The sequence below is a fragment of the Gemella sp. 27098_8_155 genome (assembly GCF_041433725.1).
GTDB classification, from domain to species: domain Bacteria; phylum Bacillota; class Bacilli; order Staphylococcales; family Gemellaceae; genus Gemella; species Gemella haemolysans_D.
Map to the genome: position 1 here is coordinate 15,453 of NZ_JAPWCA010000014.1, position 14,190 is coordinate 29,642.

Sequence of the window (14,190 nt, forward strand, 5' to 3'; positions counted from 1 at the left end):
TTCTTAAGAAATCACGATTTTTGAGTCACTCCCTTTTTTATTTAATTAATAACAAAATAATAAACATCATGTTATAATTATAATATAACATTAAAAAAATAGAGTAAGTAGGAGAGAAAATGAACGTTAGAAAAAACTTTGAGACCATAACAAAAGAAATAGCTGAAACTTGTGAAAAAGTTGGTAGAAATGCTGATGAAGTGAAATTAATAGCTGTAACTAAGTATGTTACAGATACTAGAGTTGAAGAAGCGATAGAAGCGGGAATTACAGATTTTGCTGAAAATCGTCCTCAAAATTATGTTGAGAGAAAAAGTAAATATTCTAGTAAGACTTGGCATTTAATAGGAAGCTTGCAAACTAGAAAAGTACGTGATGTTATAAACGAGGTAGATTATTTTCATGCTCTAGACAGAGATAGCTTAGCTAAGGAAATCGAAAAACGTGCGGAAAAAGAAGTTAATTGTTTCGTACAGGTTAATGTTTCTGGTGAAGAAAGTAAACATGGATTAACAGCGGAAGAAACAGTAGAGTTTATAAAATCATTAGAACAATATTCGAAAATTAAAGTTGTAGGTCTAATGACAATGGCGCCTTTTGTTGATGATGAAGATGTGTTGCGTAATTGTTTTAGAAAATTAAGACAAGTACGTGATGAAGTAAAAGCACTTAAATTACCATATGCACCGTGTGAATTTTTATCTATGGGTATGAGTAATGATTACAAAATCGCGATTGAAGAAGGTGCGACTCATATAAGAGTTGGTACAGCTTTAGTTGGTAACGAGCTAAAATAATAAGAAATAAAGGAGGGGGAGTATGAAAAGAGTAATAAATATAGGTGATTTAGTCGTTATGATTAAGTACAGAAGAAAAATGAAAAACATTTATTTAAAAGTCGAAAAAAACGCTGAGGTTGTAGTAAGTGCCCCTCCAAGAACACCTAATTATATTATAAAGAAATTGATTCAAGAAAATATTGATGAAATCAAATTAAGAAGAAACAATATATTAATGAATGGCTATACTGTGAAACAGTATGTAACTGGTGAAAAACATATTATTTTTGGAAAAGAATTTGTTTTAGAAGTAAGATTAGGGAATAAAAATGTAGTAAAATTATCCGATGATAAAATCATTTTAGTTATAAAGGATAAAGATCAAGACAGGGGACAAATAGTTACGAGTTATCTGAGAAAAGTTCTTTATAACAAAGCTTTAGAGTTTATTAATAAATACGAAAAAATCATGGGTGTCCATGCTGAACAACTAAGAATTAAAAAGATGAAAACCCGCTGGGGAACTTGTAATATTGAAGCGAAAAGAATCTGGATAAACTATGAACTTATAAAATATCCGATTGAGTGTTTAGAACATATAGTTGTTCATGAGCTTACTCATTTACTAGAAACAAATCACACACCTAGATTTTATGCATTGTTAGGAAAATATTATCCAAACTTTAGAGAAAATGATAAATTGATAAAAGAATTCAGTAAAAAAATAGTAGGTAGATAATAAAAAAGCAAGAAGTATTACAATTTTTTTGTAATTTAGTATTAAATTATCTGTAGTTTGAAAATTTTTTGAAAGTATGAAAATTACTTTTGAAAACAATAATTTAGATGTGTAATTATTGACTTTTTACGCTATTTACTATATAATTAATCAAGAGTTTTTAGTATTTTTATACTAACATTTTTGATGATACTTAAAAGTATTTTTGGAGGAAAAATAAATGTCACAAATTTTAAATAAAGAAGATGGAAAAGTAGTTATCGCTTTTTCAGCAACAAAAGAAGAATTTGCGAAAGGATTAGACCAAGCATTCAAACGTGCAGTTAAACGTGTTAACGCACCTGGATTTAGAAAAGGTAAATTACCAAGAGCCGTATTCAACAAAATGTACGGTGAAGAAGCATTATACCAAGATGCAGTTGATTATGTATTACCAAGAGCTTACACTAAAGCTATCGACGAATTAGAAGTTTCACCATTAGCTATGCCTGATATCGATGTTAAAGAAATCAGCAAAGAAGAAGGTGTTAAATTCGAAGCAGTTGTTACTGTTAAACCAAATGTTGAATTAGGTGAATACAAAAACCTTGGATTAGAAAAAGACTCAGTAGAAGTAACTGATGCTGATGTAGAAGAAAGATTAGATAGCTTATTAAGCCGTCAAGCTGAATGGCAAATCAAAGAAGGAGAATCTAAAAAAGGTGATATCGTAGTTATCGACTTTAAAGGATTCATCGGAGATGAAGCTTTCGAAGGTGGAGAAGCTAAAGGTTACGAATTAGAATTAGGATCAGGTTCATTCATCCCTGGATTCGAAGAACAATTAGAAGGAAAAGTTGCACCAGTTGACACAGAAGTTAACGTAACATTCCCAGAAAACTATCAAGTAGCTGACTTAGCTGGTAAAGAAGCTAAATTCGAAGTTACAGTTCACGACGTAAAAGAAAAAGTTTTACCAGAATTAACTGACGAATTTGTTAAAGAATTCACTAAAGAAGCAGCTTCAACAGTAGCTGAATACAAAGAAAAATTAAAAGAAGAAATTAAATTAGAAAAAGAAAACTTAGCAGAAAAATCTTATTCTGATAAAGTAATTTCTACAGCTGTAGAAAATGCAAAACTTTCTGTACCAGAAAAATTAGTAGAACAAGAAGTTGATTCTATGTTTGAACAATTCACTGGAAACTTATCTCGTCAAGGATTATCATTTGATTTATACCAACAATTCACTGGAAAAGGTGAAGCTGAACTTAAAGCTGAAATGAAATCTGATGCAGAAAACAAAATCAAAACTTCATTCGTATTAGGTGAAATCGCCGAAGTAGAAAAAGTTGAAGTAACAGATGCTGACATCGATGCAGAAGTTAAAGAACTTGCTACTATGTACAACATGACTGAAGAAGGAATCAAACAACGTATTAGTGTTGAAGACTTACGTGGTGAGTTAGTAATCCAAAAAACTGTTGATTTCTTAAAAGCTAACAACTAATTTTAGCAAATCATCCTTAAGCATATAGAGTGTCTATCATTCTATATGCTTTTTTTAGTAATAATAAGGTGGTGAATTTATTTGAACGAATATATTAAAAGCCTAGAGAAAGAATTTTCTCTAATAAAGAGTGGATTCAAGAAGGAAGAGAAAAGAGCCTTAGCTGATTATAAAAATAATGATAGAGCTTATATTAAGAAGTTAGCTTTCTTATCCTATGAGTCAAAAGTATATCAAGTCAGAATGTATAGTATATTTCTTTTTGGATATTTATCGGATGATCATGATATCCTAACTTTTATGCGAGATAAAGTATCTAAAGATGATAATTGGAGAGTACAAGAGGTTCTTGCGAAAGCATTTGATGAATATTGTAAAAATAAAGGTTATGAAAATTCAATCCCAGTAGTTGATGAGTGGCTAAGTTCAGATAATCCAAATACTAGAAGAGCAGTCACAGAAGGATTACGAATATGGACTAGTAGACCGTACTTTAAAGAAAATCCACAAGAAGCAATAAAAAGAATAGCACCATTAAAAGAAGACGCTAGTGAATATGTAATAAAATCAGTAGGAAATGCACTAAGAGATATAAGTAGAAAATTTCCAGAATTAATAAAAGAAGAATTAAAAACTTGGAACTTAGAGACTAAGGAAATTAAACAAGTATATAAATTAGCGAGTAGGTTTGTCGTCGAGTAAATAAAATAAGATAATATAGAAAAAGTTGGTAATTGCCTCAAAATTTGGACAAATTTTTGTTCTTTGTCAAATTCGGTTAATTATACAAGGTAGCCTTCAGTTGAAAACCAGTTTTAGATTAAATTTTAGTTTTATATTTGAACTGAAAATTACTTAGAAAATATCGTAATAATTTTACTATATCTCCCCTTCAAATGTATTGACAAGAAGAAAATAGATGTGTTAGAATGTAGGTAAGTGAATTGGATGAATATATTCACATATAAACACGAAAAGCAACTGAAATGCGGATTCAGTTGCTTTTTTATATGTATTAGCGTACTCATTTTAGTAGGCTAATATATATTCATACATGAAGTGATACACATACGTCGCGCCTAAATAAGACTACTTCTTCTTGTTATTTTTATCATTTAGGAAATAAAAATATTCTATAAACAGGAGAATAACTCCTACAAATAGACCAACAAGGATTTGGATGAATATATAAACCATATAAACACCTCCCTTCCGGGCAAGTAGCCTACTTTAATTATATCACTATAGATTCTATCAGAAAAGATATTCTTATTATATTTAGAATTAAAATTATATTTTTAAGATTATGTAAATAACAGATATAACCTAATCAAAAAATTCCTGAATTTTGAAAATTTAGTATTCCTTTTTAAAATACGTATATGCACCCCTACGTGTCTTTTTTTATGTACATGATCTATGTTATAATAAAATTAATATAAACTGATTTCAAAATTTTACTAACTTTAGGAGAAGGATATGTTTAAGAAATGTTGCAGTAGTAGAAGAGAAAAAAATTATAAAATACACCACAGTCCTAGACCAATTAAACTTTCAGAAGAAATGGATACTGTAATAAAAAAATTACTTTGGTATACACCGAATATTGATTCATACCAATCAGATAAAAATGAATTAATTTCTGATAAGATATACGATGAATTTTCATTTACCTATGTAATGAGTCGAATGGGAATGAATGAAAGTCGTGATGTGAAGTGGATAGGTTCAAAGGATGTTATAAGTAATGATGAATGGAGGTTTTTTGAGGAAAATATTTGTTCTAATTGTCAAAAAATAATAGTTACAAAATATACTACTTTTTCAAAAATAAATGCTTTATTAACAGCGATTAGAAACTGTATAGCACATGGTCATTTTGCTATAGTGGAAGATTATATTATTGGATTTAATAGAAAACTATTAACAAAAGATCCTGAGGGATTAAAGAAATCGGTTATTAAGATTAAACCTAAACCCTTACTTGCAGCTTTAGAGAAGTTAACTTCGCCAATAGGTAAAGAACTATTACTTGCGTATGCTTTTAAAAATATTGGTTATAAAGTTACGGAACCCAAAAATAGAAGTAGGGATTTTGATCTATGTCTTGAAAAAAATGGTAAGAAATATGTAGTAGAAATAAAATCATATAAAGGTCAGACATATTTACATTCTGAGCATGTTATGAAATTTCTTAAGAGAGCAGAAGAAAAAGCGCCTGACTATGAAAAGATATTACTTATCGATACATCGAGGGTGACTAAGTCAGTAAGACAACTGGAATCAAAAATAAAAGGATTTAGAATTGTTGATATAAATGATGTAAAACTATTTCTAGGCGAAGAACCTGTAGATATATTAGCCAAATAAATTAATGACTAATAACAAGAGCGATTTAAAAATAATAACTTTTAAAAAAGTGTATATGATAACTCATAGACGCAGTGGTTTATTGATATCTAAATTCGCTTTATGAAAGCTTTTTTGATATCTAATAACCTGTGTGGGGGTGACTCGACAAAATCGATTTTCTATGAAATCACGATTTTTGAGTCACTCCCATATTTTTTATTTAATTTGTTCACTTACAGCACTTACTTTTTCTAGAATTTCATCTAGACTGAAGTATCCGCTTTTTTGAATGGATAGTTTTCCTTCAATATAAACTTCTACAGTTGGTGCAGAAAGAATGCCTCGTTGAGCAGCAATTTCCATATTTTCTTCTAATGAAATGTAGTATGCTGCAATGTCTTTGTGATTTTCTTGCCAAGTAGTAATTCTGTTCTTTATTGAGTGACATGGCATACATGTTGCTGCTCCGTATTGAATAATCGCTATGTCATTGTCATTGATGATTTTATTTAAGTCATCATTTTTTGTGAAGTCAATCATATTTTATAATCCTTTATTTTTTATATTAAGAAGAGTATATTGTGCAATCTTCTTTTAGTATGAGTATATTATAGTTGTTTTAAAGAGTAATTACAACCAATACTAATTGTGTATATGTAAACACCAAAACTAGGATATTATAAAAATTTTCTGAAAACTATTGACAATAATTTCAAACCATGATATTATTTATACAACGTAAATAGATAAGTATTATAAAAAGAGGCCGCGATGACTAATTTAAAAGGTAGCATCGCCGAAGTGATTTATTTCACTGGGGTTATGTCGAATAGGCATAACACTGTCATTAGAAAATGCCCATTTTCTTCATGGTGAGCTTTTTATAATAAGGGCAAGAGGAATAGGATAGAATTATAAGCTAGACTACAAGGACCTTTTGTTCTTGTAGTCTATTTTTCATAACTTATTTGAAGGAGAAAGTAATGAGATTATTTGATGGTATGACGGTAGAAAATGGTGAACTGAATATTTCAGGTGTTGGAGTAAGTGAGTTAAAGGCTCAATACGGGACACCACTTTATGTTTATGATGAGAATATGTTAGTGAACCAATGTAGAACTTTTATTAATAATTTTAAAAGTTCGAAGTTCAATACAGAAGTTCTTTACGCATCGAAAGCTTTTAGTTGTTTAGAAGTATTAAGAATTGCGAGTAGAGAAAGTTTAGGTGTAGATGTGGTTTCACTTGGTGAGATTCACACAGCATATAAAGCTGGATATGATATGAGACGAGCTTATTTCCACGGAAATAATAAAACTCGTGAGGAACTACAATATGCATTAGAAGTTGGTGTAGGAACTATCGTTATAGATAATGACTATGAATATGAAATGATTAATGAAATCGTAAGAGAGAGTGGGAATACTGTAGATGTACTTCTAAGAATTAATACAGGTATCGATGCGCATACTCATGAATACATCAAAACTGCAAAAGATGATTCGAAATTTGGTTATTCAGTATATGATGAAACAATTTATGATTTAATCGCAGATATTAATAATCAAAGTAATCTTAACTTTGTAGGATTCCATTCACACATCGGATCACAAATTTTTGAGAAAACTTCATTTTTCGAAGCTGTAAAAGTGGTTATGGAATTTACGAAAAAAGTTCAAGAAAGATTAGGTTTAACTATAAGTGTTCTTAATCTAGGTGGAGGGTTCGGAGTTTATTATACTGAAGAAGATAGACCTTTTGAACTTGCTGAATTTTTAAGAGAGTATATCGAAGTAGTGGAACGTGAAAGTGATAATTTCGGTTTAGATTTAACTAAGGTAGTTATTGAACCTGGTAGAAGTTTAACATGTAACGCAGGTAGCACATTATACAGTGTTGGTGGAGTTAAGAAAACTTTTGCAGGTCGTGAATACGTGTTCGTTGATGGAGGTATGGCAGATAATCCTCGTTATGCATTATATAAAGCAAAATACGAGGCAATGTTAGCTAATAAAATGAATCAAGAAGCAGATACAACTTATACAGTTGCTGGTAAATGCTGTGAGTCTGGAGACATGTTAGTAATGGATGCGAAATTACCTAAAGCTGAGCAAGGTGACTTACTATTAGTATCATCAACAGGAGCGTATAACTACAGTATGAGTAGCAATTACAATAGATTACCGAAATTGCCGGTAGTATTTGTAAAAGATGGAACTAGTCGCCTAGTAGTAAAAGGTGAGACTTTAGAAGATTTAATTAGACAAGATATTTAATTTAAAAAATAACATAAAAAATATTATTAAAATTATATAAAATAAGTTAGAAACAAGGAGAACAAGATTATGACAATTTATACAGGAAGCGGAGTAGCAATAGTAACACCATTTTTCGAGGATGGAAGTGTAGATTATGATACGTTTGGAGAGTTAATCGAATTCCAAATTAGTGAAGGTACAGATGCGATTATCGTAGCGGGAACTACTGGTGAGAGTTCAACTATGCCTGACGATGAGCAAGTAGCGGTAATTAAATTTGCTATTGATAGAGTAGAAGGACGTGTACCTGTTATTGCAGGTAGTGGGGTTAACGATACAGCTCACTCAATTAGATTAAGCCAAGAAATTGAAAAATTAGGACCAGATGCATTATTAGTAGTAACACCATATTACATCAAAACTAGCCAACAAGGTCTAATTGAACACTTTGAAGCAATCGCGAATAGTGTAGATTTACCAATTGTACTTTACAATGTACCAGGAAGAACTGGACAAGTTATGGCTCCTGAGACTATTTTACACTTATCTCAGCACAAAAATATCGTGGCATACAAAGATGCGGTAGGGGATATTGCTCATACTTTAGCAGTTAGAAACTTAGTAGGGGATAAAATTGATATTTACTCAGGAAATGATGACATTAATGTACCTATTATTTTAGCAGGTGGTAAAGGGACAATCTCTGTTTTAGCTAATATTTATCCAAAAGCAACTCACTTAATGTGTAAATATGCTTTAGAAAGACAAGTGGATAAAGCGTTTGAATTACAACTTAAATACTTAGACTTCATCCACATGTTATTTGCTGAACCAAACCCAATGCCAGTTAAAAAATGTGTAGAATTAATCGGGAAATCAGCTTGTCACTACCGTCTACCTATGACACACGTTGCTCCAACATTAGCGACAAAATTAGAGCAAGAGATTGCAAGACTTAATTCATTACAAGGAGAGTAAAAATGAGAGTTTTATTAAGTGGTTATAATGGAACTATGGGACAAGTTCTAAAAAACTATATTCAAGACAGTACTGATTTAGAAATTGTTGCAGGTGTAGGTCGTGAATTATTAGAAGAAAAATTTCCTACTTATACTTCATATGAATCTTTAGAAAAGGTGGCTGATGTGATTATTGATTTTTCTCATCACGCTGGGACTGCTGAACTAGTGGAGTATGCTAAACGTACAACAACGAAAGTTGTAATAGCGACAACTGGTCATACTGCAGAAGAATTAGAATTAATCGATGAACTAGCGACTCATGTTGGAGTAGTTTTCGCTGGGAATTACAGCTTAGGAGTAAATGTCTTAGTAGAATTAGTGAAAAAAGCTAGTGAATTGTTATTAGGATATGATATCGAAGTTATTGAAAAACACCACAATAAAAAAGTGGATGCACCTAGTGGAACTGCAAAAATGTTAGTAGATGCGGTTAAAGATGTAGAAGATTATACTAGAGTTTATGGTCGTCACGGAGATATGAAACGCCAAGAAAAAGAGATTGGAATTCACGCGGTTCGTGGTGGAACTATAGTAGGTGAGCATGAAGTGATTTTTGCTGGAGAAGATGAAGTAATTGAGATTAAACATACAGCTCTAAGTAAAAAAATGTTCGCAAAAGGATCTGTTACAGCTGCACAGTGGCTTAACAGTGTTGATGAACCTAGATTATATTCTATGAAAGATGTACTAGGTATAGAATAATAAAGTCAGAAGCGATTCAAGGGATTCTTTAAAAGAGTTTTATTGAGTCGTCTCTATGAAAACTCATAGACGCAGTGGTTTATTGACATCTAAATTAGCTTTATAAAAGCTTTTTAGATATCTAATAAACTGTGCGGGGGTGACTCTAAAAAATCGATTTCTACGAAATCACGATTTTTGAGTCACTCCCTTAAACAAAGAATATTATAATAAAGTTAGTTTGACATATGTAAAAATTAGATATAAAATAGAAAAAAATCATATAGATAATAGGAGAAAGAAATGAAATCAACAGAAGAGATTATTAAATTTATAGCAACATCTAAAAAGAAAACACCGGTTAAAGTTTATGTTAATTTTAACGCTGATGTAGAATTTCCAGAAACTTTAGAAGTTTATGGTGAAGGAAACTCAAGAGTTATCTTTGCGGATTTTGCTGATTGGGTGGAATTTTACGAAGCTAATAAAGCTGTGGTAGTAAATTACCGTGTAGAAAATGATCGCCGTAATAGTGGTGTGCCGATGATTGATTTAACTCAGTTTAACGCTCGTATCGAACCAGGATGCTCAATTCGTGAACACGTTAGTATCGGAGATAATGCGGTTATCATGATGGGTGCTGTTATTAATATCGGAGCTAAAATTGGTAAAAATACTATGATCGATATGAATGCTATTTTAGGTGGGCGTGCAGAAGTTGGAGAAAACTCTCACGTTGGTGCTGGATCTGTGTTGTCAGGTGTTATTGAACCAGCTAATGCTACACCAGTACGTGTAGGTAACAATGTTCTTATCGGAGCTAATGCTGTTATCTTAGAAGGTGTACAAATTGGAGACAATGCTGTTGTTGCAGCTGGAAGTGTAGTAACAAAAGATGTAGCTAGTGGAGATGTAGTAGCGGGTGTTCCAGCACGAGTAATCAAAACACGTAGTGAAGTTGCAGAAGAAAAAGTAGATATTATCGCAGAATTAAGAAACTTATAATAAAGTAGGAAGAGAAGATGAAAGTAATTACTGAAGAGAATTTAACATCATGGCGTAGACATCTGCACCAAAATCCAGAGTTATCTTTGGAAGAGCATAAAACTAAAGAATTTATCGCTAGTGTCTTAAAAGAATATGGTATAGAATATCAAGAAACTCTTGAGACAGGGTTGGTGGTAATCTGCAAAGCAAGCGTAGAAACTAAAGATACGATTTTATTCAGAGCTGATATTGATGCATTGCCTATCACAGAAGAAAATGATGTTGATTTTAAATCAAATAATGATGGTGTGATGCATGCTTGTGGACATGATGGACATACTACTATGCTTTTAGGTAGTGTTATAGAAGCGGTAGATTATTACAAAAATAATGATACGAAGGTGAATAGCATTTTCGTATTTCAACCAGCTGAAGAAACTTTCGGCGGTGGAAATTTATTAATCAATGATTTTAATTTTTCACCGTATAACATTTTAGCAAGTTATGCCTTACATATGAATCCAGATTATCCAGAAGGGCATATCATCTCTAAACCAAAAGAAATTATGGCTAGTGCTAATGAATATAGAATCTATATTAAAGGGCGTGCAGCTCATGTAGGTTTAAAAAATACTGGAATCGATGCTCTTAATGTAGCTACAATGTTCTTCCAAGAGATGTTAAAACTTAATGCATTACATACAAAAGCGCGTAATACTAATATTATTCATATCGGTAAAATGTACGGCGGAGATGCTATGAATGTTGTTGCGGAGAATGCCTACCTAGAAGGAACTATTAGAACATACAGCATGGAAGATCTGGCTACGATAAAAGCTGCAATTGAAAATACTCGTGTTGGTCTTGAACATCTTACTGGAGCAAGTATTCGTGTTGACTTTGCTGAAGGTTATCCAGCGGTAATTAATGATGAAGTTCCTTATAAAGTAATTAAAGAAGTTATAGAAAAAGAAAATATTGATTATATTGAGTTAGAAGAAGCTTATTTATACGGAGAAGATTTCTCATTCTTTAGTAGATTGTCTCCTATAAACTATAGTTTTTTAGGTTTAAGAAATGAAGAAAAAAACTATGTTTCAGGATTACACACACCAACTTTCAACTTTGATGAAAAAATATTAAAAGTAGGGGTTAAATATTACCTAGGAATATTGAATCATTACAACAAATAACTTTGTTGATTTTAAGTAAAATAAAAAGGGCTGATTTAAAGGTCCTAAAAAGTTTATATGAGAATTCATAAACGCAGTGGTTTATAGATATCTAAATTTACTTTATAAAAGCTTTTAGATATCTGATGAAATTTGCGGGGGTGGCTTTAAAAAATCGATTTCTCTGAAATCATGATTTTAGAGTCACTCCCTTTTATCTAAGAAAGGATTTTTATGGCAACAATTGAGTTAAATTATAATAACATACGACAAAATGCAATAAATTTAAAAGAACGAGCACAGGACATAATAGCTGTAGTTAAAAACAATGCGTATAATTTAGATTTAAGAGAATGTGTAAAATTATACTCGGAAGTAGGGATAAATTACTTTGCAACGACAAAAGAAGAAGAGTGTAAAGTAATAAGAGAAACATTAGGAGAAGATGCTAATATTTTTCTTTTAAATCCAACTTATAATTTTGATTTAGTTAGAGAATACAATGTTGAGATAAATATAGCGGGTCTTGAATATTTAAAAGAAAATCTTGAAAATGTTAGAGACTTAACGCTGCAATTGGAATTTGCGGGTAGTATGAGACGTGCTGGAGCAAGAAATCTCGAAGAAGTACTAGAAATTATAAATTTCTGTAAAGAGAACAATCTGAAATTAAAAGGATTTTGGTCTCATTTTTCATTTGCTGATGAGTTTGATGGATTCTATGAAAAAGAAAAAGAATTGGTATTGAAAGTTCTTGAAGAAGCACAATATCATCATGATTTTGAAGTAGTTCACTTACAAAATAGTGCTTCATTTTTACGAGATGGTACTTTTGAGAAAACAACACATCAGAGGTTAGGGATTATTCTTTATGGAGCTATGCCTTATAATGTGAAGGAAAATCCAGTTGCTCTTAAGGATTTAGTTATAAAAAACCCGATTACTGTTTATGGTGAAATTATTAATATAGTAACCTTGAATAAAGGCGAATGTATTGGATACTCAAATTCGTATATAGCTGATGCTGATAAAAAAGTAGGAGTTGTTAATATTGGCTATGGTGATGGAATACTAAGAGATAGATTAAAAGGAAAAACATGTTTAATTAATGGTAAAGAGAGAAATATTTATTCAACAATGATGAGTCACTTAGTAGTAGAAATAGGTGATGAAGAAAGTATCGGAGATAGGGTTTATATTTATGACGATAAGCAACAGCTTCATGATTATACTAAGTATTTTGGACCGAATTCTGTGCAACTTGCAGCATTGAATTATGATAGTTTAAAAGTTGAAAAGATTTATTAATAAAAAATGAACGGCGCATACGATATATGCGTCGTTCATTATAAAAAGGAAAAATTTTAAATGAATTTAAATTAAAATATATTAATCTAAATCTTATTTAGAGATGCTTATTTTTCTTGTTCTTCTTGGAATTTTTTAGCGATAGTTGCTTCGAAATCCGCTGGGATAGAACGTTGTTTAATGATGATTACGTCAGATTTTGCATATCTAACGATACCTTCAGACACTGATCCCATAAGCATACGTTTGAATCCAGTTAAACCAGAAGATCCACAAACTACAAGATCGATACCTTTTTCGTCAACAATATCTTCACTAAGAACAATTTTAGGAATACCTTGTTCAACGATACCGAATACTTTAGTTAATCCGTCTTCTTTAGCAGATTCTACATAGCTATCAACTAATTCTTTAGTACGTTTGTAGAAAGAGTTGAAAATGTAAGGATCTGATAAACCAGAAGTTGCGATTGTCGCATCAATAACAGACGCGATATATAACTCTGCATCCTCGTTTCTTCGAGCAATGGCAACGGCATTTTTGAAAGCCCATTCAGCTTGTTTTGAACCGTCTACTGCGACTAAAATTTTAGAATATTTATTTTCCATGATCATAACCTCCGACTACTATGTCTTTACTTATATTATATCATATTTACAAAAAAAGTAAACGTAATTTTCAAAAAATAGTATAAATATTTTTTTCATAAAAATAAAGAAAAAACCTATGAGTAGAGGTATATACAACGATTATCTCATAGGTTTAGATTGATATATATTTATGAATGTTAATTATACGTTTTCATCAACAACAGTGATAAGTCTTTTTCTCTTGTGTTCTTTATTATCGATATTAACTCGGTATATAAGTTCGTAAGTTCCAGGTTTAGTATTATCAACTTCTCCTTCGATAATAAGATCATCTAGATAAGATTTTCCTGCTTTACGAGCGATTACTCCTTCTTTATCGACATCTACTTCTTCACCAACTTTTATAGTTGCATTTTCAGGTATAATGAAGTAGAAAGTACGTTCAAGACGACGTTCAAGACGCTTTCTGTATTTTTCTTCGTCTTCGGCACTCATTCGATCTCTAAGTTTTTCATCAACTAAAGGCATCAGTTCGACTTCAGTATCTGCTATACAAATTCTACTATTAACAAGTGTGAATGTCTGAGTTCTTCCGGGTCCACAATAAGATTGACATCCTATGATAAATTCTGCATTTGGTGCTTTCTTTTTTAGTTTTGGAATCAAAGTTTTAAGATTTACACCAAGGCAATCATCACATAATCTAAATGTTACTTTATCTTCAGTAACAACATTTTTATCATTTTGAGCCATAATTTATCCTTTCGTAATTTATTTATTTGAAACTAAAATTAATTATATCACATAATTATA

Annotated in this window: 14 protein-coding genes, 1 pseudogene and 1 riboswitch; of the genes and pseudogenes, 11 read left to right on the forward strand and 4 right to left on the reverse strand. The window is 31.2% G+C overall.

Translation table 11 applies throughout. The features are described 5' to 3' along the window. The first annotated feature begins 119 nt into the window (after window positions 1-119). The 5 genes from O5Y44_RS06575 (at window position 120) to O5Y44_RS06595 (ending at window position 5,377) form a co-directional block, all read left to right on the forward strand. A complete protein-coding gene (locus O5Y44_RS06575; protein ID WP_371465768.1) occupies window positions 120-797 on the forward strand; it encodes a YggS family pyridoxal phosphate-dependent enzyme in 678 nt (225 codons plus the stop codon). A gap of 22 nt (window positions 798-819) precedes the next feature. Next, entirely contained in the window at window positions 820-1,518 is a 699-nt protein-coding gene (locus tag O5Y44_RS06580) for a M48 family metallopeptidase (protein ID WP_371465769.1), read from the forward strand. A 220-nt stretch (window positions 1,519-1,738) separates the two neighbouring features. Next, a complete protein-coding gene (gene tig / locus O5Y44_RS06585) occupies window positions 1,739-3,007 on the forward strand; it encodes a trigger factor (protein ID WP_271965101.1) in 1,269 nt (422 codons plus the stop codon). 81 nt (window positions 3,008-3,088) lie between these two features. Next, the gene (locus tag O5Y44_RS06590) at window positions 3,089-3,709 is read left to right on the forward strand and encodes a DNA alkylation repair protein (RefSeq protein WP_371465770.1); all 621 of its coding nucleotides are present in this window, start codon (window positions 3,089-3,091) and stop codon (window positions 3,707-3,709) included. Window positions 3,710-4,486: 777 nt separating this feature from the next. Next, window positions 4,487-5,377: a restriction endonuclease gene (locus tag O5Y44_RS06595; protein WP_371465771.1), complete on the forward strand. Its 891-nt coding sequence runs from the start codon at window positions 4,487-4,489 to the stop codon at window positions 5,375-5,377. A 198-nt stretch (window positions 5,378-5,575) separates the two neighbouring features. Here O5Y44_RS06595 and O5Y44_RS06600 read toward each other — a convergent pair whose 3' ends face one another. After that, window positions 5,576-5,899 carry a thioredoxin family protein gene (locus O5Y44_RS06600; protein WP_371465772.1) on the reverse strand — a complete coding sequence of 108 codons (324 nt, stop codon included), beginning with the start codon at window positions 5,897-5,899 and terminating at the stop codon, window positions 5,576-5,578. A 212-nt stretch (window positions 5,900-6,111) separates the two neighbouring features. After that, window positions 6,112-6,247: riboswitch (Lysine riboswitch) on the forward strand. Between the two features lie 95 nt (window positions 6,248-6,342). Between O5Y44_RS06600 and lysA the strand changes: the two genes are divergently transcribed. The 6 genes from lysA to alr all read left to right on the forward strand — a co-directional run bounded on the left by lysA (window position 6,343) and on the right by alr (window position 12,787). Continuing rightward, entirely contained in the window at window positions 6,343-7,635 is a 1,293-nt protein-coding gene (gene lysA, locus O5Y44_RS06605; protein WP_371465773.1) for a diaminopimelate decarboxylase, read from the forward strand. 69 nt (window positions 7,636-7,704) lie between these two features. After that, entirely contained in the window at window positions 7,705-8,595 is an 891-nt protein-coding gene (dapA, locus tag O5Y44_RS06610) for a 4-hydroxy-tetrahydrodipicolinate synthase (RefSeq protein ID WP_371465774.1), read from the forward strand. A gap of 2 nt (window positions 8,596-8,597) precedes the next feature. Next, window positions 8,598-9,341 (forward strand): 4-hydroxy-tetrahydrodipicolinate reductase, encoded by a 744-nt coding sequence (gene dapB / locus O5Y44_RS06615; RefSeq protein ID WP_316447079.1) that lies wholly within the window; start codon window positions 8,598-8,600, stop codon window positions 9,339-9,341. 282 nt (window positions 9,342-9,623) lie between these two features. After that, a complete protein-coding gene (dapD, locus tag O5Y44_RS06620) occupies window positions 9,624-10,325 on the forward strand; it encodes a 2,3,4,5-tetrahydropyridine-2,6-dicarboxylate N-acetyltransferase (protein WP_371465775.1) in 702 nt (233 codons plus the stop codon). 17 nt (window positions 10,326-10,342) lie between these two features. Beyond that, on the forward strand, window positions 10,343-11,500 hold the full coding sequence (locus tag O5Y44_RS06625; protein ID WP_371465776.1) for a M20 metallopeptidase family protein: 1,158 nt from the start codon (window positions 10,343-10,345) through the stop codon (window positions 11,498-11,500). Window positions 11,501-11,713: 213 nt separating this feature from the next. After that, window positions 11,714-12,787 carry an alanine racemase gene (alr, locus tag O5Y44_RS06630; protein ID WP_371465777.1) on the forward strand — a complete coding sequence of 358 codons (1,074 nt, stop codon included), beginning with the start codon at window positions 11,714-11,716 and terminating at the stop codon, window positions 12,785-12,787. A gap of 107 nt (window positions 12,788-12,894) precedes the next feature. Here alr and O5Y44_RS06635 read toward each other — a convergent pair whose 3' ends face one another. From O5Y44_RS06635 to O5Y44_RS06645, 3 genes and pseudogenes are all read right to left on the reverse strand, one after another. Then, window positions 12,895-13,395 carry a universal stress protein gene (locus tag O5Y44_RS06635; RefSeq protein WP_271986911.1) on the reverse strand — a complete coding sequence of 167 codons (501 nt, stop codon included), beginning with the start codon at window positions 13,393-13,395 and terminating at the stop codon, window positions 12,895-12,897. A gap of 183 nt (window positions 13,396-13,578) precedes the next feature. Then, a complete protein-coding gene (locus tag O5Y44_RS06640; protein WP_371465791.1) occupies window positions 13,579-13,803 on the reverse strand; it encodes an immunoglobulin-like domain-containing protein in 225 nt (74 codons plus the stop codon). A gap of 12 nt (window positions 13,804-13,815) precedes the next feature. Continuing rightward, a pseudogene (locus O5Y44_RS06645) lies at window positions 13,816-14,130 on the reverse strand (YuzB family protein); the annotation flags it as partial. Between the last annotated feature and the right edge of the window lie 60 nt (window positions 14,131-14,190).